Below are 21,141 nucleotides of genomic sequence, written 5' to 3'. Positions count from 1 at the left end.
AGCCCTTACGAAACACGGGCTAATGGCGTGGCATCACAGGTGCGCAGGGACGGGGAGAGAAACAGTGGTCGAAACGCACAAGGATGCACGCGGCGCCGGTGGTGGCCGCGCCACCGTCGCACGAATCTATGACTACCTCCTCGGCGGCGATCAGAACTTCCCCGCAGACCGCGAAGCCGCACGACAGCTCCTGCAGGCTGTTCCCGACGCGGCCGACATCGCCTGGTCCAACCGCCTGTTTCTGCGGCGCGCGGTCCGAGTGCTGGCCGAAGCGGGCATTCGACAGTTCCTCGACCTCGGCTCCGGCATCCCCACCCAGGGCAACGTGCACGAGATCGCCCAGGCGGTCGACCCCACCAGCAGAGTGCTGTACGTGGACATCGACCCCGTCGCGGTGGTCGCGTCCAACGAGCTTCTGATGGGCATCCCGGGCTGCCGGGCCATCGAAGGTGATTTCACCCGCCCCGACCTTGTTATCGATGCCCTCCACGAGGGCGACCTCGCCAGCGTGATCGACCTCGACCAGCCCACCGCGCTGCTCTACTGCGCGGTGCTGCAGCAGGTGCCAGACGATCGAATCGATCAAGTCGTGGCACCAATCCGTGACCGGCTTGTCCCCGGCAGCGCGATAGTGCTCTCGCACCTGAGTGCGGCGGCTGTTACGGACACATATGAAGAGTCGAGCGTGTCAACGGCGAAGAGTGTGTTTCGCACCCAAGCGGCAACCGAGATCACCCTCCGCACCGACGCGCAGCTCACCGCGCTCTTCGGCGACTACACGCTCATGGCGCCAGGCCTCGTGCCGCTCGGCGAATGGCGACCCGAGTTGAGCGAGCCGGACCCCTACGCCGCGACACCGGCGCGTTCACCGATGCGGGGCGCCGTGGCCACCAACTGACCGCCGAGACCAAGACGGGCGCGAGATCGGGAGCCGAATGTCGTAGGCGCTCGCGATACTGGCGGCTATGGCAACCGGAGCGACCTGCCCGCACTGCGGCTCTGCTGGAACGCGCGCTCTGCCTGCGGTGCGCGCAACGGGGGCGCGAGTGGCGCATACGTCCACCACAACACTGGCAGGGGGATTGCTCGCCGTACGCAGCCGCAGTGCCACGGCGTCGTCGAGCCTTCTGGCTGTGCAACTACGGCCCCCTGCTCACCCCCGTTCGGCGTCGCGGCCAGCGGCGGTAGCAGCAGCATGTGCGGGAATCGTGGTCTTCATCAGCTACGGGCTGCTGGCCGCACCATCGCCCTCCGCGCAGGACTCTGCTGCGGGTATGTTCGCAGCGGCGGTTCTGGCCGCTGTGGGCGGCGCCGCTGGGCTGCTCGCGGCTGTCCGCCGGCACCATGCTCAGGGATCGCGGGCGGTGACGGAGCGGGCGATGTGGGTGTGGCGTTCAGGGACCTGGTGTGGAAGCTGTCACCACGTGGCCCTGCCGGTCCCCGGTGCAGGCCGTCAGGTCATCGTGAGCGCGGAGCACGCGTACCAAGCGGTTCACGACCTCGCGCGAGTGGATGCCGGTGGGGCACTGCGGCTGGCAACGTAGAAGCTGCCCAACTCAGCCGCGGCGGAGGCCCGAGCGGGAAGCTGCCAAGATCGCCTGTCGGCATTTTCCGGTGTTGCGTGCGCTTCTCAACACGGCTGCCCGTCACCGGACCGACTCACCCCACTACGCGGTGCCATCTTGCTGGCGGCCGGCGGCCTGCTCACGCCATGAGCCGGGCGAGGGCGCGCGCAGGAGGCGGTCAACCATTTCCAGGGCTTCCTCCGGGGCGTCGAACTCCCAGCGCAGCACCTTGCCCGTCTCGCTGTCGCCAGCTCGGGCAACCACCTTCCAGCGGGTCTGTCGGATGAGCCAGACGTCGCGGCGCGCGAGGCGACCCCACGTTCCGTTCCACCATCTCCGTGCTACCTCATCCACAACATGATCGTACGCATGTTCGAACGAGTGTTGTGTGACCTCCCCGCGAACGGGTCATTCGCAGCGATCCTCGGCACCCCGGCCGCGCGCCTCGCAGCAGTCGGGGCGGTGCCGGTAGACCCGCAGATCGCACCCCTGCCGCCGGGCGAAGTCGGGCGTCGCCTCGTACAGGCAGGCCCGCCACACGACAGCCCGCCCGACGGCAGACACCATTTGGCCGTCGCCAGGTCCGCCGCGCAGCAGCACCCTCATGCCACCCGACGGTACGCAGCCCACCGACAAGCGGCGACCGATTCCTTGAGTAAGCGGCGCAGGTCAGGAGGCGCTGGCTAGCGGAACCCCCGGTTCGGAGAGCAGGCCCTGCGCGCGGAGTTGCGCGGCATGGGCCTCGGGCGGCGGATCGGGCTCGTAATCGGAGGGACGCGGCCCCCGGGGCCTTCGGGTGAGGAACGCGGCAGGGTTTCGACTACGCCACGACGCGTGCGCCGAAAGGGGCGCGCGAGAAAAGCTTCCCGAGTGGCTATGACGGACGAGATGGGCTCCACCGGGACGGCCATATCTGGCCCACCACGGCTGCCTGGCGCTCCTCTCGGCTACCAAACGTGGCCGGCGCGGGTGCTCACCGAGCGGGCGACTGGCGACGACCCGCGCGTTGTCTGCGGCATGAGAGCGTGTGCCGGGCACGGGTGCGGGAGGAACTTCGGCAATGGGTTGCGGTTACTCGTACCGATCTATCCGTATCAGGATCTCCTCCAGTCGCGCTACATCATGCGGGAATTGCACCTCCAACATTTCGCTAAGCCGTGCGGCGGTACTGCCAAATCTCGAATCTTCTAGCGCGTTGGCCAAGCGCACCATCCCTCGGACGGCTTCGCTATCCAAGCCACTGGATGCGGAGAGGACGGCTGTGATCGCCTTGAGCTCCCGAACCGTGTCAGCAGTAACGGTGCCGGTCTGCTCGAGTTGCTTCGTGATTCTCTCCAAGCGACTTAGGGGCGGTTCGGCAAGCTTTATCAGCGCATTCATCAGTGCTCCGGTGTTGACCACACGCAGGTCCTTGAGCACCGATCCGTGGTCACCTTCGTGCTCGATCTTCCAGCGGCGCAGCACGTCTACGGGGTAGAGGTGTGCGCTGTCCTTGCCGTCGACTTCCTCATGGTGTGCCTGGCAAAGCAGCAGCAGGTTCTCGAACGAGTCGCGCATGGAGGCCGGCATGTCCGGCCGGTAGCGAGGCGCGCCGGGCCGGACCCCGTAGATGTGCGCTACCTGAGCGTTCTTCTGGAAGTGCCCGGGGCGAACCTCGTACACGACCGGGAACGGGCACCCAGGGGCGTAACAGCGGCCGTTGCTCACCGTCCACAGCGCGGCCAGCATCGCCGGCGATATGCTCTTGCGTTGGCCTGCGCCCTCAGCGGACGCCGGCTCTTCGGTGTTGTTCGCCATGCCCCCAGGTTGACGGCAGGGTATGACAGGGAATACAGGCTGATGACTGCGATACGGCGGTCCGGCAACTCGGCGGGTTGGGTGGGCCTCGAACGCAGCGTCTCACCACGCAACCCGCTCAGCGCGGCCGAGCACCGTGGCGGCCCGATGTCCGAGGCCCGGACTAGGGTCGGCGCCGTGAGAGCGATGGACTGGCTGCCCGAGGCACTGCACCCGGTAGCGATGCGCTTGGCGCACGCCGATCAACTCGCCTTCGAGTTGGCCGAGATCGCGCTGGCGTGGTCGCGAGGGCCGGACGGCGAGGGACCGCTGACGCTGAGGCAGGTGGAGCGGACGCCCGGCTACCTGGAGGTCGAGGTGGTCACGATCAGGCCGCTGCCGCCCATCGCCGCCATGTTATTCAGCGGGGCCGTTCACCACCTGCGGTCAGCGATCGACAACGTGGTGTTCTACATCGTGGAGAGAAATCGCGATAAGCCGCTGACCGACTCGCAGGCTCGGGCCGTGAGCATGCTGATCTACGAGAACCCGAAGAAGTTCGAGGACAAGGTGAAGGGCCTCGTGAAGCAGGGGCTCACTGAATTTGCGACCACCGCCACCTTGGGCCAGCGCATCGCAGCGCTCCAGCCCTTCGCCGACAAGGCATCCGTCCCGGCGATCCCATCAGCCTTGTCGATGCTGATGGGCGGACCCGACCCGGCCAGCGAGCATCCGCTGGTCCTGCTTCGCGACTACTCCAACGAGGACAAACATCGCACCATCCGCCTCGCCGCCGGCCGGTCGCTGGTTGAGCGGCTGGACGATGGGCCACGGACCCGCCAACTCGGCATGCGGCACATCGAGGTCGGCACCGTCCTTGAGATCGTCCAGAAGGGCGTGCTCACGCCCGTGCACACCTCGCCCGCGCTGCACGTGCAGCGCCCGGACCGCGGCGTCTGGGTCAGCCCCGGCTACGAGCTTGACTGCCTCTCGCGGCACGTCGCCGACGTCGTGCTACCGACGCTGATCACCGGCATGGCACTGCCGGACGGCCTACCCGCGCTGGTGGACCTGAGCGACACCGGAACGCCGCTGGCCGAACGCCTGCGGCAGGGCGGGACCCGGCGCGCACACGACCGTGCCCGTGAGATGGTCGCGAAGGCGTACTGGGATGCGATGGAACGGGACTGGCAGTTCCCGCCGATCGTGGCCGGGGGGACCGATCCGGAGCAGGAGAAGTCCTGAGCAGCGGCCGTCCGCGTGATCCGGAGCTCTGCCGACCTCCCAGCGCTCAACGGAGCATTGGAGACGCGACCGCTCATCGACAAAAGGAATCACCCGAGCGATCATGCAACCAACCGGAGCTGACCCCATCGAGCTCGCCGAAGAGGTCACCGAGCAGAAAGGCCTGCTCAGAAGGTTGCCGATGGGACCCAAGTCTCACCACTCACGCATCCGCACCCGCTCCCGCGCCATGGCGTCCCTCCGCAACATCGCAGTCGGAGCGTTGCGCCTGGCCCGGACGCCCAGCCGTCACCGAAGCCTCCCGCTTGGCCTGCCGCTACATGAGCAGGCCATTCGGCATCCTCAGCCTCACCCATGATCTTGGAAGGGCCGCGCCCATCCAGTTGATCACTGGGCGGGTCGCCCGGGAACACGACTGGCCGTGGATATCTTGAGCGCCATCCGGGCGCACGTGGTCAGAGGTTGGGTGAACCCGGGGCTGCGTGTTGACGGACGTGTCGGCGTCGGGATACTCGGTGCCGTGGGCGGAGATCATTGGTGGCAGAGCCCGTCGCTGCGTGACGGTTTGCTCGTTGCACTGGATTTGATCAACGATGCTCGAGCCGCGCCTCGACGTCGGCCCGGCTGGGAGCTGGCTGCATGCGCCGACTACTTCCGGGCGCTCAATCAGCTGGCGAACTGTCTCGACGGCACGATGCCCCCGCTTCCTCCGCATCCGGATCGCCCAAACGTGCCTGGCCGACGCACCGAGTCGATCAAGCACCAGAACCTGCTTCTTGAGATGACTGCCGCGGACCAACGCGGTCTGCTTGGCCACCCAGCGGTGGCGGCGTTTGCCCGCTTCGAGCCCCTGGTCCTCGATCATGGATCGCCCGGCATGAGTCAGCGGATCGCGGATCTGACCGAGCCGGTTGTGCAGGGCGCGTCGAGGCAGCACCGGGAGTTTCGCGTTAGCTGGCTGCGTTGGGAGGAGCGGAAATCTGGCACGGCGCAGACGCTGAACAAGCTGATCCGCGCGGTGCTGGTGGTTCGGAACAACATCCAGCACGGAGAGAAGACGCCGTCTGGACCTGACGTGCAGCGGCGCGAGCGGAACCAGGCGGTGGGGCGGGTCGTCCTTCCCATCCTCGAGGCAATCGTCGACGCTGTGCTTGTCCGACCTTCCCACAGGCTCGCCGCCTACGGGACGCTGCGGCCAGCTCAGCCCAACCAGGACGAAGTCAGTGTCGCCGCCGGCGACTGGACCGAGATCACGCTGACCGGGTGGCTGCGCAACCAGTCCAGCTTTCCCGCCTTCGAGGCCGACGTGTCCGGGCAGAGGGTTCCGGCGGCGTTGTTCACCTCCGCCGGGCTGCCGATGATCTGGCCTCGCCTGGATGACTTCGAGGGCCGAAACTATGAGCGGCGCCTCGGCCTGTACGAGTGCGAGGGCATCGTCGGCGTGGCTAACGTCTACGAGTGGGTGGGAGAGAATTGGTGAACGGTCTCGACGCTATCCGCCGCGCACTGCCACGCGCAGCACCAGCAGCCTTGGCCCTCACGCACCGTTACTTGTGACTCTCGGCGAGGCCGGCCCGTGCCGGGGCCCGTTATGGCCGTCCCGGTGGAGCCCATCTCGTCCGCCATAGCCACCCGAGGGACCTCGCGGTCATCGAGAGGTTCAGGAAGTGTGACGCCACAGGTCGCGCAGGGGTGCCCAGGAGGAGCCGAGACCCTGTTCCCAGTAGGCGGTCAGGACGCCGGCGACAGGCTGCGCGGGATCGCTCCACCACAGTGCGGCCACCGTCTGTCCGGCGTGCTCTCCGGCGGGCACTCGGTAGGCGTACTCGACGTGAAGCTGCGGAGGGTGTTCCGCGGGCGCCGGGCTGGGTTGCAGCATGCCGGGAGCCAGATGTTGTGAGTGCGCCCCTGGGCAGCGTATCGAGCCTGGGCGGCATCCCGATCGGCGATGCTGCGATATGAGATCCAGTAGACGGTGACGATCCCGGCGGTGCACCGGGTACGCGTCTGCTCGCCGTCGCCGCGCTCGGGTCCTCCGCTTTGGGTGTCGCCGGTGCAGTCGCCCATGCGAGCGAGCCAGGGCGCGGCGAACTCGGCCAGCTGCTTCGTCGGGATGTGGCTGCGATTGACGCTGGCCTGACGCTCGGCGAACGGACCTTCGGCATCGCCTTTGGGGCGGTCCCTTGGCCTCTCCGAGGATGTGGGTGCAAACCAGCTCGCGAGACCGGTGCCGAGCCCGGCGCCGGCAAGGAGCACCGCGAGGATCATGGCCACAAGCCGGGCGCGGCTGGTTCTTGGTCGATCACTGTGCGGGATGGCGGCGTGGGCTGGAGTGGAGACGCCACCTGCAGGGTGTACGGGAGTGACGGCAGGCGCCCGGCCAGGCGCCCTCGCCGGCACGTCGCCGTGACCGATGGGCCAGATCGCCTGGTCGGGGCGCTGCCTCGTCACAGTTGCCCTCCCTGCCTGTGTCGTGAGCGTCAGCCAATCTTGCGTCGACGGCCAGCAACGACCAGACCGACGCCGATGAGGACTGCCCCGGATCCGACCGCCGTGATGGTTGCGACGCGCGCCCCGGTCACGGGCAGCCCTGGTTCTTGATCGGCATTGCCAGTGGCGACGGCGGCGTGGGACGTCGGGGTGGACGTGTTCGAGACGCTGCTGGACGGCCGCGAGGGCTTGAGCGGGGGCGGGGCCGTCGGCGATTTGCTCGGTTCAGGGAGCGGTGGCGTGGGGGGCTCAGGGCCGGGAGGTGTGGTGGGTTCTGGATCCGGCCGCGGGCCGGTGGGATCGGGCTCCGGCGTCGCGGTGGGATCCGGCACGGGCGGGTTCGCGCCGGCGCTGGTCGCCTCCGCAGTCGCGGCCTTCGTCGCAGCCGCGTCCGGAGTGGGAGTGGCATCGGCGAGTGCGGGTGAGGCTGCGACCATCAGGCCGACAGCTGCGCTGGCCGCCGATATTGCCAGCGCGTTCCACGTTCTAATCGATCCAAAATGCACGAGTGATTTCCTCCCCGTTCGAAGTGTTGAACTCGGCCTTGACGGAAGGCGCGACGCCCCGCCGTGCTGTGCGGGAGGAACCGTAGCTTCTTGCTGTGTCCGCTACCAGCGTGATGCGCGCTGGAGGATTGCATTCCGTTGGACATACGCCCAGTTCAGCCGTGCCTAGATGATGCAGTGAGTGGACTGGTGAAAGCGACTAGTGGTGGCCGGAAACGTAGACACTCCGGTTGGGCGTGTGCTGAATTGATCGCGTTGTTGGCGCAGACCTCACAACGGGGGAGCGGGTCTGCGCCCGGAGCCCGCGACATCATCTGCGCCGGCTGCTAGCTCGCACCCCCGGATAGGTGCGTCAAATGACTTCGTCGTCATTTCCCTTCGGCTGTCAGTCGCGTCGTCGCCGGCGGCCGATTCCCTATGGCTTGACACTTCGCGCTGCGGCCGCAATGTGGGGCCTTGCCGCAGTGGCGCTGGCGGTGTCCGGCTGTACCGGCGCCGCTGAGTCTTCGCCTGCTTCCGACGCGACCTCCACCGCCATAGTGAGCGCCTCGGCGACGTCAGCCGTGCCATCCTCGACCGCGACCCTCTACCGCCCGATTGACGCGCTATGCACCAAGCTGGACCTCCGCGCCGTCGCCGACATCATCGGGCCGGTAGGGAGCCGGCAGGACACCTCCCGCGTGAGCGGCAGCACCGCCAACCTCGCGTGCACCGCCACCGTGGGGCGCCTACCCAACGGTGTCGTGATGACGGTGCACGTCGACATCGTGGAGCCCGACTCGGCCCGCCTGATGTATGAGGGCATGCGGCAGGCGCAGCAGGACGCCGGCCCGGTCACCGATCTGCCTGGCGTCGGCGCCGCCGCCTACACCTACACGGACGAGTCGACCGGCTTCAACGTGGCCACCTACGACGCGAACCTCTACCTGACGATCGCGGCCGCACCGCTGCGCCCCGGGGCTGCGCTGCCCGGCGACCTGCCCGCCCGGCTCACGGCCGTGGCGGCCTCGACCCTGGCCGCCCTGCACACCTGATCAGGCTGCCGCGACGTAACCCCCGATCCCGATATCGCCTCGCCTGCGCATCGGTCCGACCGTCCTTGGAGATTTCCTGTGCCAACGACACCTCTACCCGCTGTTTTACCGGGAGCGGGCGACACCGACTACGCCCGCTACATGCGCATCGACGACCTGCTGTCCTTGCAGAAGGGACCGGGGGAGTGGGTACACCCTGACGAACTGTTGTTCCAGGTCGTGCACCAGAGCAGCGAGCTGTGGCTCAAGCTCACCCGCTCGCATCTCGCCCGGGCCCTCGCGCACATGACCGCAGATCAACCGTCCGCGGCGGAACTCCTCCTCGGTCGGGCCGCGGAAGCGCTTCGGCTGATCACCGAGCACCTGCGCATCCTGCGGTCACTGCAACCGGCGCAGTTCGCCGTCATCCGGACCGCGCTCGGCAACGGGTCAGGGTTTGAAAGCCCCGGGTGGCGGCTTCTCCGCGAAGCGACCACGGAGCTGGACATCGCGTTCGCCCGGCTGCTTTCCTTCCTGCGCCTCACCCCCGTCGACTTGTATCGGGGACAGCCGTCGGACCCGCTGTACCGGCTCGCCGAGGCGCTGGTGGAGCTAGACGAAAGGATCGCGCTGTGGCGCACCGAGCACTACAACGTCGCCACCCGCGTCATCGGTCAGGGCGTGCTCGGCACGCGCCGCACCCCGGTTGACAGCCTCACCAAGCTCATCGCCCACCGCCGGTTCCCGACGCTGTGGGAAGCCCGCAGCGAAATCACCGAAGCGGCCTCGCGCGTGGCCTGTCCCCGGCAGGTACAGCCGTGACCGCGGCGGCACTGGCCCGACCCGCGCTGCTCCGGCAGCGGTTGGCCACGCCATCCGGCAGCGCCCACCTGGCCGCGTGCAGCATCGCCCCCCGCACCCTCGACCTGGAACAGGCCGTCGCCCGGATGCTCAACGACCTCTCTCGGCCCGGCTTCTGGCAAGCATGCGAAGAGCAGGTCGCCCACGCCCGCCAGCTGTTCGCACGACTCATCGGCGCCGACGCCGACCAGGTCGCGATCCTGCCCAACGCCAGCATCGCCGCACACCAGGCGGCAGCCGGCCGCCGGTGGCGACGACGCCGGGAAATCCTCACCACCGCCGCCGAATTCCCGGGCATCGCACACACCTGGATGGCCCAACCCGGAGCGCGGGTGCGCTGGTGTGGCACACCGGACGGGGCGGTCCACACCAGCGACTACCTATCGGCGATCACACCCCGTACCGCGCTGGTGTCGGTTCCCGCCGTCACCTACCGCGACGCCACCCGCCTCGACGTCGCACGCATCGCCGATGCCGCGCACGACACCGGTGCTGCCGTATTCGTCGACGCCTACCAGGCCGCCGGCGTCATCCCCCTCGACGTCGACGCCCTGCGCTGCGACTACCTCGTCACCGGCACCGGCAAATATCTGCTCGGACTGCCCGGCCTGGCGTTCCTTTACGTCCGGCATCCGGGCGGTCCGCCGCCGGCGCTCACCGGCTGGCTCGGCCGCACCGACCCCCACGCCTTCCGCACCACCGTCCTGGACTCGCCCCCGCACGCCCGGCGCTACGAGACCGGCACCCCCGCCGCAGCCGCCGTCTACGCCGCCGTCGCCGGCCTGTCCCTGATCGGTGACCTCGACCTGCGGCAGGTACGCCACCACACCCAGCGGCTGATCGCCATGACCGCACAGCGGCTGGCCGCCCAGGGCGAACTCGTGCGCCTGGCCACCAACGTCGACGCGCAAGGCGCCCACCTGGCGCTCGTCGAGCCACACGCGGAGGCGATGGCCGCCTGGCTCGGGCACCACGGCGTCATCGCCGCGCCCCGTAGCGGTGTCCTGCGTCTGGCCATGCACGCCTACACCACGAACGAGGACATCGACGCCGTATGCGAGGCGATCGCCGCGTACCGGTGCCGCAGCCGCACCCGCCCCGGAGCGGCCCGATGAATCCCGAGCTGCTGCACCGCTGGCTGGCCCACCGGCGGCCCACCACGCACCGCTTTCCCTACGACGCTGTCGTCGACGCCTACCTCTACTACGGCAAGCACTTCATCCCTGAGGCGTGGACGACGCTGCTGCGCTCGGCGCGTGAGCGTCTGCCCGAGGTGTCCGGGTCGCGCGCATACCTGGCCGACTTCCTGGCCGTCGCCCTTGACAAGGTCGACGGCAGGTACGACTACCGCACCTACCTCGCCCTGCCCCTCCTACCCATACCCGACCCCGACAGCAACGCCGAACCGGCAGACCAGCTGCTCGCCCGCCGCGACCACCTCCACACCTTGCTCCTGACCGACCTCATCTCCTTCGAGCTTCGCGCCCTCGACAGCACCGGGGCGCCGCTGCCCCAGATGCGTCCCGACGCGCTCGTGGTGAGGAAGCGGGTGCGACACGCGGTGCGCGCCGCTGCTCCCGCACTGCGCCGGCTCAGCTTCGCCCTCCCTGCCGCCGACGATCCGATGGCGCTGGCCCGCCGCCTGATTGCGCTGACCGCAATCGATCGCACCGCAGCTGACCGGCTGATCCTGCGGACCACGATGCTGCCGGTCGAGCGCGTCCACGACGAGTACCTGTTTATCCGGGTCCTGCAAGCCTTTGAGTCCACCCTCGCACTGCTCGCCGTGGACCTCACCGCGGCCATCACCGCCGTGGACGAAGAACGTTTGCCCGCGGCCGGCACGCGCCTGTCCTTCGCGGCCTCGCTCCTGCGCGAGACCGCACCGCTGTGGTCGCTGCTGGCCACCATGCAACCGGAGGCGTTCCACGCCTTCCGCGTCTACACCGACGGGGCAAGCGCCATCCAGTCCCGCGCCTACAAGCTGGTCGAATCGCTGTGCCGCACACCCGACCCACAGCGTCTGCACTCAGTGGCGTACCTGTCCGTGCCCGACGTGTACGCCCGCGTCAGCAACGGACAGCGCAGTCTCGACGACGCCCTGGACGCCATCCGCGCCGACCATCGAGCTCTCGCGCAAACGCCCATTCTGGCCGACGGAATGCGGCAGTTCGCCGCCGCCGTGCACCAATGGCGGCGCACCCACTACCGCCTCGCCGTGCGAATGCTCGGCACCGAACGACCAGGCACCGGCGCCACACCCGGAACCCCCTACCTCCTCCACGGCCGCGACCAACACGTCTTCCGCAACCGCGACGCCCACGATCCTGAGGAGCGGTGACCGATGACTGCCCCATCGACCGTGCGCCGACGAGCGGACATGCCCCACGATCAGCTGCCAACCCAAGCCCACGCCTTCCTCCGCCAACGGCACAACGAGTTAGGGATGCCCGGCCTCGCGCGCCGCTGGCGAGAAGTGCGCGCCGAAATCCGCGCGAACGGGACGTGGCGGCCGACCTACGACGAGCTGACCTACGCGGCGCGGGTGGCCTGGCGCAACTCCGGCCGCTGCATCGGCAGACTGCGCTGGCCCAGCCTCATCGTTCGCGACCGCCGCCACATCACCACCCTGCAGGATGTGGGCCGAGAACTCGCCGCTCACCTCGACGAGGCCACCAACGGCGGACGGATCCGCTCCATCATCACCGTCCTCGCACCCGCCACACACACCGGCCCGCCACCGGCGCGCATCATCAGCCCGCAGTTGGCCCGCTACGCGGCCTGGCCCAGCAGAGACGGCATCATCGGTGACCCCGCCAACCTGGCCTTGACCAGCCTGGCCACCGACCTCGGCTGGTCAGGACCCACTCGGCGAGGCCCGTTCGACCTCCTGCCCTGGATCGCCGCCACCAACGACGGGGGACTGCACCTGCTGCCGACCGACCCAGCGCACATCCTCGAGGTGCCGATCCACCACCCCGACTACCCGTGGATCGCTGATCTCGAACTGCGCTGGCCAGCGGTACCCGTCATCAGCAACATGGCGCTCCACTTCGGTGGCCTGCGGTTCCCCGCCCCGTTTAGCGGCACCTTCATGGCCTCCGAGATCGCCACCCGGAACCTCGCCGACGAACACCGCTACCACCAACTCCCCGCCATCATCGCCGGCCTGGGCCTCGACGACCGCGACCGCCTGCGCGCCGACAAAGCCCTGCTCACCCTGCACGAAGCCGTGCTGTACAGCTTCGAAGCGGCGGGCGTGTCAATCACCGACCACCACCGCGAAAGCCGGCCTTCGCCCGCTTCGTGCAGCACGAGGAAGCCGCCGGCCGCGTCGTGGTCGGCGACTGGAGCTGGCTCAACTCCTACCCGATGACGCCCCAGGACCCCTCCTGGAGCCGCTACTACAACACCAGCCAGCCCACCCCGGCTCTTCTTCCGGACCCGTACTGCCTCGCCCTCACCGCCGGCCACCGCAGGACCGGCCATGAACCCTCACCGCGTCAGCGCGCCGACGTCCCCCCGGCCGCTGCCGCCACACCCAACCAAGCAAGGGAGGACACGTGTCCACACGCACACCCGCCAAGGCACACCGGCGACTGACGCGCCTGGCCGCGGCAGTTGTCACTCTGGCAGCCGTCACCGCCGGTCTCGTCGGCGTCTCCGGTGGGCCCGCCCAGGCCGCCGGCTGCCGCGCCGCGCCCTACAGCGCCAAGTTCGGCGCCGCCGACGCCTTCATGCAGTACAACGGCGTGGAGATCATCAGCTACCCCAAATACCCCAGCTACTACCGCACCACCAGCCAATGCAAGGACATCCAGGTCCGCAACACCGGCAACGGCAAGGACTACGGCCCGTTCGACGCCTGCATCAACTTCTACGGACGCGCCACCTGCAACTACTGGACGCACGTGCCCGTCGGCCAGTGGCGCAACCTCGCCACCAACGTCAAGGACGGCACCAAGTTCTACGTCTGGGTCCGCATCGACCTGGGCAAGTACTACGGATTCACTGCCGTCGGCGACTGGTAAGCCGAGCTTGGGGCCCGCGCTTGCGCGGGCCCCAAGCTCCCGTGCCGCCAGTAGTCGCTCAAAGGAAGCGTGCTGCATCGATGCGATGAGACCTGAGAGCTCGATTCCTGAGCAGGTCACCAACATCCTAGGATGCCCAGGGGATGTGACCTCCTCGAATCAGCAATTTGGCGGCTGAGGTCGCCGAGAGCCAGATTCAGTGAACTATGTGTGCGGGGAGTCATGGCGATGATGCTTGCGAATGCGGCATCCGGAGGTGGCGAGGACGCGAGGCGGCCGGCCCCGCCATCATCTTTGCTGGCAGCTATCGGTCTCCATGCTCCTCAAAGACGTAGGCCCGCGAAAGGTAGTCATTGGCAATACTGCCTCACCGTCATGGACGCGCGAGGGCGGCTTGCGGATCGAACCCCGGTTCGCGCAATGGGCTGGAGCCCGGACGATTCGCTGAACGGCAAAGTAGGGGAGGGCTTCGTCATAATCCAGCGCGGCGAGGGCGGGACGTGTCTGGTTACAGCACAGGGCCACCTCCGCGTACTCTCTCCTATCAGGCTTTCGGCCGAACTGTCCACAGGCGTACGACTCTTAGCGGTGGCGCGGAGGGAAGAAGGAGTGGTCATCCTTTGCACCATTGATCTTGTGGAATCTGCGCTCGCGGCTGTCATTGACATTGGCTCGGGTGGTGTTACATGACCGGGCCGTTGCCGAACGGATTAACCAACCAAGAGGTAGCCGCCCTGCGGTCGATTCTTGCGCGGATTCCCAATGAAGGGTTGCGTGGACCGTCGGCAATCGGCGAACCGCCGGGAATCCCTACCTTTCGTGACTACATCCAGCGCGTGGCGGTGGCCGTTGCTCCAGGCTCCCGCCGACTTTATGAAAGCTACTGGAAGCGAATCGAGCAGTGCTGGGGCGAGCGCAAACTGAACGACCCAACACCATCCGAAATCTCGGCGCTTGTAGAGCAGATCCGCGCGAGTGCAGTCGTCCGTAGCAACTCACGCGGCGGTCGCTCAGCGGCTGAGCACACGGTCTCTGCCCTTCGCTGCCTCTATGCATTCGCGGTTGCCGACGGCTTGATTGCCGAGGCGGAAGATCCAGCTCGACGAGTGGCAAAGCCCCGAAGGCTGCCGAGCAATCGACACGCTCTAGCGGAGCGTCAGCTTGCGCGGATAGTGGAACTCGCAGGGCGTACGGGAAATGATCCGCACCTAGACTCCCTCATCCTGCGACTTCACATCGAAACAGCCTGCCGGCGGGGTGGAGCACTGGGCCTGGACCGAGCGGACTTGGACCTCGATAATTGCTGCATCCGTCTCAGCGAGAAGGGCGGGACAGTTCGCTGGCAGCCCGTCTCCCCTTCTATGCTGCGTATGCTTGTCCGGCACTACGAAGAGCGTGGGAAGATCGGTGGCGGTACGCAACTGCTCAGATATCGGTCGGGCGCTCCATTGACGAGCCGTCGCTACGATCATCTCTGGCAGCGATTGGGCCGTCGCCTGCCTTGGATCCAGGCCCAGCAGGTTTCTACACACTGGCTACGGCATACCACGTTGACCTGGGTTGAACGGAATTTTGGATACGCCATCGCAAGAGCGTACGCTGGCCATACCGGTCGCTCGGACGCCGGTGTGACGAGTACGTACGTCAAGGCAGATATTTACGACGTTGCTCGGGCGTTATCTGCGCTGTCGGGCGAGCCGCATCCGCTCCTTGCCGAGGAGTAAGCCCCGGGTGCTTCGGTAAGTCGTCGGCAAAGGCTTTATCGACTTCTGTTTGCATCAGGGTCGGCATTTGTGTGCCTGAAGGCAGGTTAACCTCAGCCGTTCAGTAGGGCCGTCCGTGGTTCATGATCAGAAATGAGGAAGTGCCTCCCGATCTGGGATGATCTGGCTTGTCGAAGGCCCATGATCGCCCGCACGGAAGGCACTTACCGAGTGAAGGCTACCGGAGCGCGCCCGAAGGTCATCGTGAGTGCCGACGGGCGTGGCGTGGTCGGCCATGCCGGCGCTCGTCTCCTCGCTGACGTCGCGGAGGTGACCGGGCTGACCGAGGCGTTCGGCGACGCCCTCGCCGGTCTGCGGCGGCGGCGTGGCCGGCACGACCCAGGCCGGGTCGCGGTGGACCTGGCGGTGATGCTCGCCGACGGTGGTGAAGCGATCTCGGACCTGGCCGTGCTGCGTGACCAGGCGGGCTTGTTCGGTCCGGTCGCGTCGGACCCGACGGCGTGGCGACTGCTGTCCGGCGTGGACCGTGAGGCACTGGGCCGGTTGCGTGAGGCTCGAGCACGGTCTCGCCAACTGGCGTGGGCCCAATTGGCCGAGACCCGGGGCGGGATCCCGCAGACAACCGCGGCTGGCCAGCCGGTCCCCGGCCTGGTCCTCGATCTGGACGCCTCGATCGTGCTGTGCCACTCGGACAAGGAATCGGCGACGCCGACCTGGAAGAAGACCTTCGGCTACCACCCGTTGTTCTGCTTCCTGGACAACACCCGCGAGGCCCTGTCCGGCCTGCTGCGGGAGGGCCGGGCCGGGTCGAACACCACCGCCGACCACATCACCGTCCTCGACGCCGCCCTGGCCCAGATCCCGGACGCCCACCGGCACGGCACCCCGATCCTGATCCGCACCGACTCGGCCGGCTGCACCTACGGGCTCCTCGCGCACATCCGCGACCTACGCAAGCAGGGCGTGGACACGACGTACTCAGTCGGAGTCGCCATCACCGAACCGATCCGGCAGGCGATCCTGCACGCCAAGCAGCACGGCACGTGGGTGCCCGCCCTCGACACCGACGGCGAACCCCGCGACGGCGCCTACGTGGCCGAGCTGACCGGCCTGGTCCCCGCCGACGGCTTCCCTGCCGGAACCCGGTTCATCGTGCGCCGCGAGCGGCCGCACCCCGGCGCGCAACTGAGCCTGTTCGACACCATCGAAGGTATGCGGCACCAGGTCCTGGCCACCGACACCCCACCCGGCCACGGCGCCATCCAGTACCTGGAAGCCCGCCACCGCGGTCACGCCCGCGTCGAGGACCGCATCCGCTGCGGCAAGGACACCGGCTTCGGCCGATTCCCCTCCCGCCTGTTCGCCATCAACGCCACCTGGCTGGAAGTCGCCCTCACCGGCATCGACCTGCTCGCCTGGACCCAACTGCTACTCCTGGACGACGAACTCGCCGCAGCCGAACCCAAGAAGCTGCGCTACCGGCTACTCCACGTCGCCGCCCGGCTCACCCGCTCGGCCCGACAGACCCGGCTACGCATCGCCGAGCACTGGCCCTGGGCCAACGACCTCGTCGCAGCGTTCAACCGCCTCGCCGCGCTACCCCGACCGGTCACCTGAACCCCGGCACCCCAACCCGACGAGAACCCTTCGGAGGAACCCGGCCCCGCGCCGGGCCACCACCATGCCCACATCACGACGGATCATCCCGAAAAGATCAACAGCCCGCCCACGGCCCTTGATCAACACCTAACGAAAGACCGAGGTTAACCCGGACCCCTTCGTTAAGGGCTGCCTGGTGGTCACTCAGCACGGCCAGGTCCGAGATCGCCCCACCACCATCGGCGCCCATCACCGCCAGGTCCACCGCGACCTAGCCCGGATCGTGCCGGCCGCGCCGCCGCCGCAGGCCGGCGAGAGCATCGCCGAACGGCTTGCTCAGCCCGGCCACCTCCGCGATCTCAGCGGCAGACGAGCGCCGGCATGGTCCCACGCCATGCCCGTCGGCACTCACGATGATCCTCGGGCGTGCTCCGCTAGTTAGGCGCCACTTCGGCTGCGGGGACGAGGGCGGCCCGGCCTCAGTATGGGCTATCGACCCTGACACCTACGTCTGCGACATGCAGGCGCGCCGCAGTTGGGCTCGCGACCTGCGCGCCTCGGGTTCCTCGTCATCGCCTCCGCGGTTCAGGTACTGCGGCTCGGGTGCCCATACAACTTGAACACGTCCTGTACCTGGCTCGCCCAGAACACATAGGGCTCCCGTACGTCATAGCCAGTGACCTGGCCATATCGTAGAAGCCTGCCCCGGGCTCCTTGTCGCCGTACTTGTGCGTTCCGATTGAGGCAAGGGCCGGCCGGCCGGCAAGACGTTCGTCCTCAGCGCCTTGGGCGAGATACGTGAGGAGATCCGCGGCACGGTCCTGCACGGCTTGGGACCGGCCATGCCCACGAGAAGGCCTCAACAACCGCGGCGGCGCCGGCCGCCGCGGCCGGTCAAACCGCAGCGGCGCCAGGCGGAGGTCCGGCACTTCTGACGGATGAGGACAGTCCTTCCGCCGGGGCGGCCGTCTTGGGCATTGCGGTATTCGGTGGCCGGGTCGGTGAGTGGGCGGGATCCGTAGCACGGGCCATCCTGGGCCCCGCGCTCGTCGCATTCGGGGCTACATGTAGTAGCTGTACTTGGTGGCGGGCTCCTGGTCGGCGGGTACCTCGCGTAGGACTGCGCCGACGAGCCTGCTGAACCTCAGGGTGATGGGCAAGGCCTCGGCGTATTCGGCGGAGTTCCAGTTCATCTTGGTCAAGAGGAGGATCTCTCGGAGTAGCCGGTCGTGCGGGGTGTCGCCGACGTGGTCGGCGACCAGCAACGGTGTGGGCACGTGACCTTGAGGGTAGTAGCCGAGCGCGGGGATGTAGCCGGTCGCGTAGAGGTAGCTGTCGTCGCCGAGAGCGAAGGTGGTTCCGCGCAGCGGCGGGTATTGGCCCTGGCGCATGAGGCGTACATCGCTGCGCGGTGCGAGGCATACCAGGTCGTGTTCGGCGACCTGGTCGAGGCCGTCTTGGAAGCCAGCACGTTCGGGGCCGGTGAACAGCGAACTCTTGTGCACGACCACGCGGCGCGGGGTCTGCTTGCGTTCCTTCCGGTAGCGGTCGAGGACCATGCGGACCAGGTCGGCCGCGAGGTCCTCAGGAAGATGGGGGGACCGGCCGTCGCGGGCCTCATCCCAGCGGAAGTCATGACCCCGCAGGACGAGGCCGTCACCGTTTTCATCGAAGGCTTGCACCACGGAGGTGCGCAGGGTCTTGTCACTGCCCATGGGTCGGAAGAAGCTGACCCCGATGAAGCAGGTGCCGGGGGTGATGTCCGCTGGTGACCACGGCAGTCCGCCCGCTTTGAAGTACAGGCCAGTGAACAGGTTCCAGGCGATTTCGGAGGGATGGTCCATCTGTCGGCGTGTGTCGGTGAGGCCGGTGGTGGATTCGCGCAAGAACTGGGTGGGGATGCGGTACCGCATCGCCATCGCCTTGAATGCCCGGCGGAGGTCGCGTTCGACGAGTTGGCTGTTCTGCCGGTACTTGACTGACCGGCATGCCTTGAACAGCGACTCCGGGATGACGATGAACACGCAATCCAGAGGATGGTCGCGGTCCTGCAGCAGCGCCATCTTCTCATCGAGTAGCGCCAGTGCACGTTCGAACCGCTCTCGGGTCTTGGTGATGTCCAGCAGTGCGTGCATCTCCCGTGTGGTGATCCGCTCGACGAGGTCGTCGTCGAGCCGTAGATCGCTTCGGAAGCCCTCGCCAGGTTCGCATCCAGGGAACGGGTGGTGTTGCGTGTCGCCGTCGACGCCACCCGCTGCTTGAGCAAGGAACCGCTGGGCTCGGTCGACGGCCTCGGCGGTCCCGACGAATCCCACGTGGATCTCGGCCGGGTGCCGGCCGGTGCCGAACGAACGGGGTCCGTACAGCGGGATTCCGACCTTGGGATCGAGGTGCTCGGCGTCGCCAGCGAAGCGGAGAGACGGTTCGGGCAGCCACCGAGCGCCCAGGGTGGGGCGCGCGAGCGTGGGCAGATTCCTCGGCGCAGTGGCCAGCAGGCGCGGGTCAGCCTTCATCATCGTCCCAGTCGTCGTCGAAGTCGTCATCGAGGTCCGAGGCGAAGTCCTCGGCGTCGAGCAGGCTGAGCAAGTCGTCCGGAACCGGCCCGGCGGCCAGCGCAAGCACGTCGTTGGGGACACCGGGCCAAGTGATGTCGCAGCCGAGCAGCTCGTTCTCGATGACTAGGCGCTGGCCACCGACACGCAGCACCCTTCGCGGGCGACCGGCGGTGATGACCTCTCGCCAGAACTGGATGCCGTCGATGTACTGGCCGTTGTAGATGCGGGACTTGCGGCGTGTAACCCGCCGGCCGACCAACGGCCCGTCGAGGGGCTCGCGGCCGTCGTTGGTTAGGTGGTACTCGGGGCGTACCGACAACACGCAGCCCCGTCCGCGAAGTGGGAGGAACCGCAACGCGACCGCTTCGTGCCACCAGAAACCGCGGGACGTGCCGTCGCGGCGCACGGCCTCGCGAACCACGTCTCGGGACATCGCCCGGCCGGTTTTGGACCGGTAGTCCATACGCGGACTGGACCCATCCTCGCGCAGAGTGAAGTAGTACCGGTTGTGCCCCTGGTCGAACCGCATCCCGAGGCTGCGCAGATGCCATGACAGCGTCCGGTTGAGCAGCTCCACGTACCAGCGCTGCCCGTCTGATGTGCTGCACAGGTCCCGGGCCGTCAGTAACTCGACCGCGCCCCGGTCGACTGAGCGGGCGAACGGACCCGACGCCGACCGCAGATCGTGGAAGGCAAACAAGCGCCGCTCACGGGTGATAAACGCGACCGGGCCCTCGTCGGCATCCCAGCGGACCGTGGCGGCCACCTCCTTCGGGCTGGCGGCCACGTACGGCGCCGACCGGATCTGCTGCGGCAACTCCGAGACGACCAGCAGGCTCGACAGCAACGTCTCGGACACAACGGGGGCTGCGGTGGCTTCAGTCGGCGCGGCGAGGAACGGAGCCTCGTGGCGGCGCTTCATTTCTGTCAGCACATCGACCGTGTAGGTGCGCGGCCTACGGTCGACGATCTTGTGGTGCCGTTCGCACAGCAAGATCAGGTTTTCGGCGCTGTTCCGCTCGTCGTCGGTGAGCACCCCGCGCCCGCGCGGTCCCTGCCTGCTCGCGGCGACGATGTGCGCCATCTCGCCGGTGACCACTCCGGGCTCTCCCGAATCGCCCGGCTCGCACAGCCGCTGTTCACAGCCGGTGAAGGCGCAGAGGTTTCCACTGACCGCATAGAGGCGTTTGACTTCCCGGTCCGGTATCGCTCCGCGGCTCGCCAACCGGATCCACCTCCTCAAGGTCGGGCCTGACTGTAACGGGCCGGTACGACACTCCCGCTGCCGCGAACCCTAAGCAGCGGGAGCTGGTCCAGGGCTGCGGCAAGACCGTCAGCAGGCACAAGCACGCCGTCTGCCGCCGAATTGACGGCTATGAGGCACCCGCGGAAACGATGACTGCCGTGGTGCGCCGGCTCCCACAGTTCAATCCATCGGCCGCATGGTCGTCGTTCGGACCACGGAACATGTCGATGGCCGCAGCGGCCCGGCAGGCCGTTGGACTATGCACCGGCTCGCGCGACGGCTACCTTCTGATCCGTGTCGGCCACGCAGGGTGACAACGATCTGCCGGATCCCGTGCCCGTCGCGGGGTGCGGTACCAGCTGACGGTCGTCGTCACTGCTGCCATGTGTGCCGTCGTGGCCGGCTACCGCTCGTGCGCCGCGATCGCTGAGTGGGTCGCTGACGTCCCGGCCGCGACCGCGCTGGGCCGTCCCTTGTCCTGGTGGTGAGGTAGCCGCACTCATCAGCGCTGACCCAACGCTCGGTGAGTC

Annotated in this window: 18 protein-coding genes; 12 read left to right on the top strand and 6 right to left on the bottom strand. The window is 67.8% G+C overall.

Translation table 11 applies throughout. The annotated features are described in order from the left end of the window. The first annotated feature begins 64 nt into the window (after window positions 1-64). Window positions 65-898 carry an SAM-dependent methyltransferase gene (locus LQ51_RS16890; RefSeq protein ID WP_046566832.1) on the top strand — a complete coding sequence of 278 codons (834 nt, stop codon included), beginning with the start codon at window positions 65-67 and terminating at the stop codon, window positions 896-898. A 769-nt stretch (window positions 899-1,667) separates the two neighbouring features. Here the strand turns inward: LQ51_RS16890 and LQ51_RS16885 are convergent. The 3 genes from LQ51_RS16885 to LQ51_RS16875 all read right to left on the bottom strand — a co-directional run bounded on the left by LQ51_RS16885 (window position 1,668) and on the right by LQ51_RS16875 (window position 3,362). Then, a complete protein-coding gene (locus LQ51_RS16885) occupies window positions 1,668-1,919 on the bottom strand; it encodes a FlaG family protein (protein ID WP_046566830.1) in 252 nt (83 codons plus the stop codon). Window positions 1,920-1,973: 54 nt separating this feature from the next. Then, window positions 1,974-2,171, bottom strand: a complete 198-nt coding sequence (locus LQ51_RS16880) for a hypothetical protein (RefSeq protein WP_046566828.1) — start codon at window positions 2,169-2,171, stop codon at window positions 1,974-1,976. 465 nt (window positions 2,172-2,636) lie between these two features. Next, window positions 2,637-3,362: a hypothetical protein gene (locus LQ51_RS16875; protein WP_156313128.1), complete on the bottom strand. Its 726-nt coding sequence runs from the start codon at window positions 3,360-3,362 to the stop codon at window positions 2,637-2,639. A 177-nt stretch (window positions 3,363-3,539) separates the two neighbouring features. On the opposite strand from LQ51_RS16875, the gene LQ51_RS16870 reads away from it, so the two are divergent. Then, on the top strand, window positions 3,540-4,586 hold the full coding sequence (locus tag LQ51_RS16870) for a hypothetical protein (protein WP_156313127.1): 1,047 nt from the start codon (window positions 3,540-3,542) through the stop codon (window positions 4,584-4,586). A 421-nt stretch (window positions 4,587-5,007) separates the two neighbouring features. After that, window positions 5,008-6,066, top strand: a complete 1,059-nt coding sequence (locus tag LQ51_RS31360; RefSeq protein ID WP_156313126.1) for a gamma-glutamylcyclotransferase family protein — start codon at window positions 5,008-5,010, stop codon at window positions 6,064-6,066. Between the two features lie 251 nt (window positions 6,067-6,317). Here the strand turns inward: LQ51_RS31360 and LQ51_RS16860 are convergent, their stop codons facing one another. Next, on the bottom strand, window positions 6,318-6,854 hold the full coding sequence (locus tag LQ51_RS16860; protein WP_231605775.1) for a hypothetical protein: 537 nt from the start codon (window positions 6,852-6,854) through the stop codon (window positions 6,318-6,320). Between the two features lie 1,408 nt (window positions 6,855-8,262). On the opposite strand from LQ51_RS16860, the gene LQ51_RS16855 reads away from it, so the two are divergent. The 8 genes from LQ51_RS16855 to LQ51_RS16825 all read left to right on the top strand — a co-directional run bounded on the left by LQ51_RS16855 (window position 8,263) and on the right by LQ51_RS16825 (window position 16,828). Then, complete coding sequence (locus tag LQ51_RS16855; RefSeq protein ID WP_231605774.1) at window positions 8,263-8,616, top strand: hypothetical protein; 354 nt, start codon at window positions 8,263-8,265, stop codon at window positions 8,614-8,616. Window positions 8,617-8,694: 78 nt separating this feature from the next. Next, window positions 8,695-9,417: a tryptophan 2,3-dioxygenase family protein gene (locus LQ51_RS16850; protein ID WP_082159482.1), complete on the top strand. Its 723-nt coding sequence runs from the start codon at window positions 8,695-8,697 to the stop codon at window positions 9,415-9,417. 125 nt (window positions 9,418-9,542) lie between these two features. Continuing rightward, window positions 9,543-10,571, top strand: a complete 1,029-nt coding sequence (locus LQ51_RS16845) for an aminotransferase class V-fold PLP-dependent enzyme (RefSeq protein WP_052744939.1) — start codon at window positions 9,543-9,545, stop codon at window positions 10,569-10,571. Next, window positions 10,568-11,797 (top strand): tryptophan 2,3-dioxygenase family protein, encoded by a 1,230-nt coding sequence (locus LQ51_RS16840; protein WP_046566890.1) that lies wholly within the window; start codon window positions 10,568-10,570, stop codon window positions 11,795-11,797. The genes LQ51_RS16845 and LQ51_RS16840 overlap by 4 nt, the downstream gene beginning before the upstream one ends. Before the next feature lie 105 nt (window positions 11,798-11,902). Further along, window positions 11,903-12,832: a nitric oxide synthase oxygenase gene (locus tag LQ51_RS16835; protein ID WP_231605772.1), complete on the top strand. Its 930-nt coding sequence runs from the start codon at window positions 11,903-11,905 to the stop codon at window positions 12,830-12,832. Window positions 12,833-13,019: 187 nt separating this feature from the next. Further along, window positions 13,020-13,487 (top strand): hypothetical protein, encoded by a 468-nt coding sequence (locus LQ51_RS16830; RefSeq protein ID WP_046566822.1) that lies wholly within the window; start codon window positions 13,020-13,022, stop codon window positions 13,485-13,487. Window positions 13,488-14,173: 686 nt separating this feature from the next. Beyond that, the gene (locus LQ51_RS32090) at window positions 14,174-15,211 is read left to right on the top strand and encodes a tyrosine-type recombinase/integrase (RefSeq protein WP_082159480.1); all 1,038 of its coding nucleotides are present in this window, start codon (window positions 14,174-14,176) and stop codon (window positions 15,209-15,211) included. Between the two features lie 180 nt (window positions 15,212-15,391). Next, window positions 15,392-16,828: an IS1380 family transposase gene (locus tag LQ51_RS16825; protein WP_082159479.1), complete on the top strand. Its 1,437-nt coding sequence runs from the start codon at window positions 15,392-15,394 to the stop codon at window positions 16,826-16,828. 1,043 nt (window positions 16,829-17,871) lie between these two features. Here LQ51_RS16825 and LQ51_RS31355 read toward each other — a convergent pair. Both LQ51_RS31355 and LQ51_RS31350 read right to left on the bottom strand, forming a co-directional pair. Then, window positions 17,872-19,326 carry an argonaute/piwi family protein gene (locus LQ51_RS31355; protein WP_052744931.1) on the bottom strand — a complete coding sequence of 485 codons (1,455 nt, stop codon included), beginning with the start codon at window positions 19,324-19,326 and terminating at the stop codon, window positions 17,872-17,874. Beyond that, entirely contained in the window at window positions 19,313-20,590 is a 1,278-nt protein-coding gene (locus LQ51_RS31350) for an HNH endonuclease (RefSeq protein ID WP_197087790.1), read from the bottom strand. The genes LQ51_RS31355 and LQ51_RS31350 overlap by 14 nt, the downstream gene beginning before the upstream one ends. Before the next feature lie 404 nt (window positions 20,591-20,994). Between LQ51_RS31350 and LQ51_RS32085 the strand changes: the two genes are divergently transcribed. Further along, complete coding sequence (locus tag LQ51_RS32085; protein ID WP_231605777.1) at window positions 20,995-21,099, top strand: hypothetical protein; 105 nt, start codon at window positions 20,995-20,997, stop codon at window positions 21,097-21,099. Window positions 21,100-21,141 lie beyond the last annotated feature (42 nt).

It is taken from the genome of Micromonospora sp. HK10, assembly GCF_000982955.1.
Classification (GTDB): domain Bacteria; phylum Actinomycetota; class Actinomycetes; order Mycobacteriales; family Micromonosporaceae; genus Micromonospora.
The sequence above is the reverse complement of the archived record's forward strand: the minus strand, read 5'-3'. Positions and strand labels throughout refer to the sequence as shown.

Excerpts from the sequence above, each read along its gene's own strand:
- LQ51_RS32085 (WP_231605777.1), top strand. The coding sequence starts at position 20,995 with ATGTGTGCCGTCGTGGCCGGCTACCGCTCGTGCGCCGCGATCGCTGAG.
- LQ51_RS16840 (WP_046566890.1), top strand. The coding sequence starts at position 10,568 with ATGAATCCCGAGCTGCTGCACCGCTGGCTGGCCCACCGGCGGCCCACC.
- LQ51_RS16825 (WP_082159479.1), top strand. The coding sequence starts at position 15,392 with ATGATCGCCCGCACGGAAGGCACTTACCGAGTGAAGGCTACCGGAGCG.
- LQ51_RS16875 (WP_156313128.1), bottom strand. The coding sequence starts at position 3,362 with ATGGCGAACAACACCGAAGAGCCGGCGTCCGCTGAGGGCGCAGGCCAA.
- LQ51_RS32090 (WP_082159480.1), top strand. The coding sequence starts at position 14,174 with ATGACCGGGCCGTTGCCGAACGGATTAACCAACCAAGAGGTAGCCGCC.
- LQ51_RS16860 (WP_231605775.1), bottom strand. The coding sequence starts at position 6,854 with ATGATCCTCGCGGTGCTCCTTGCCGGCGCCGGGCTCGGCACCGGTCTC.
- LQ51_RS16835 (WP_231605772.1), top strand. The coding sequence starts at position 11,903 with ATGCCCGGCCTCGCGCGCCGCTGGCGAGAAGTGCGCGCCGAAATCCGC.
- LQ51_RS16880 (WP_046566828.1), bottom strand. The coding sequence starts at position 2,171 with ATGAGGGTGCTGCTGCGCGGCGGACCTGGCGACGGCCAAATGGTGTCT.
- LQ51_RS16845 (WP_052744939.1), top strand. The coding sequence starts at position 9,543 with ATGCTCAACGACCTCTCTCGGCCCGGCTTCTGGCAAGCATGCGAAGAG.
- LQ51_RS31355 (WP_052744931.1), bottom strand. The coding sequence starts at position 19,326 with ATGATGAAGGCTGACCCGCGCCTGCTGGCCACTGCGCCGAGGAATCTG.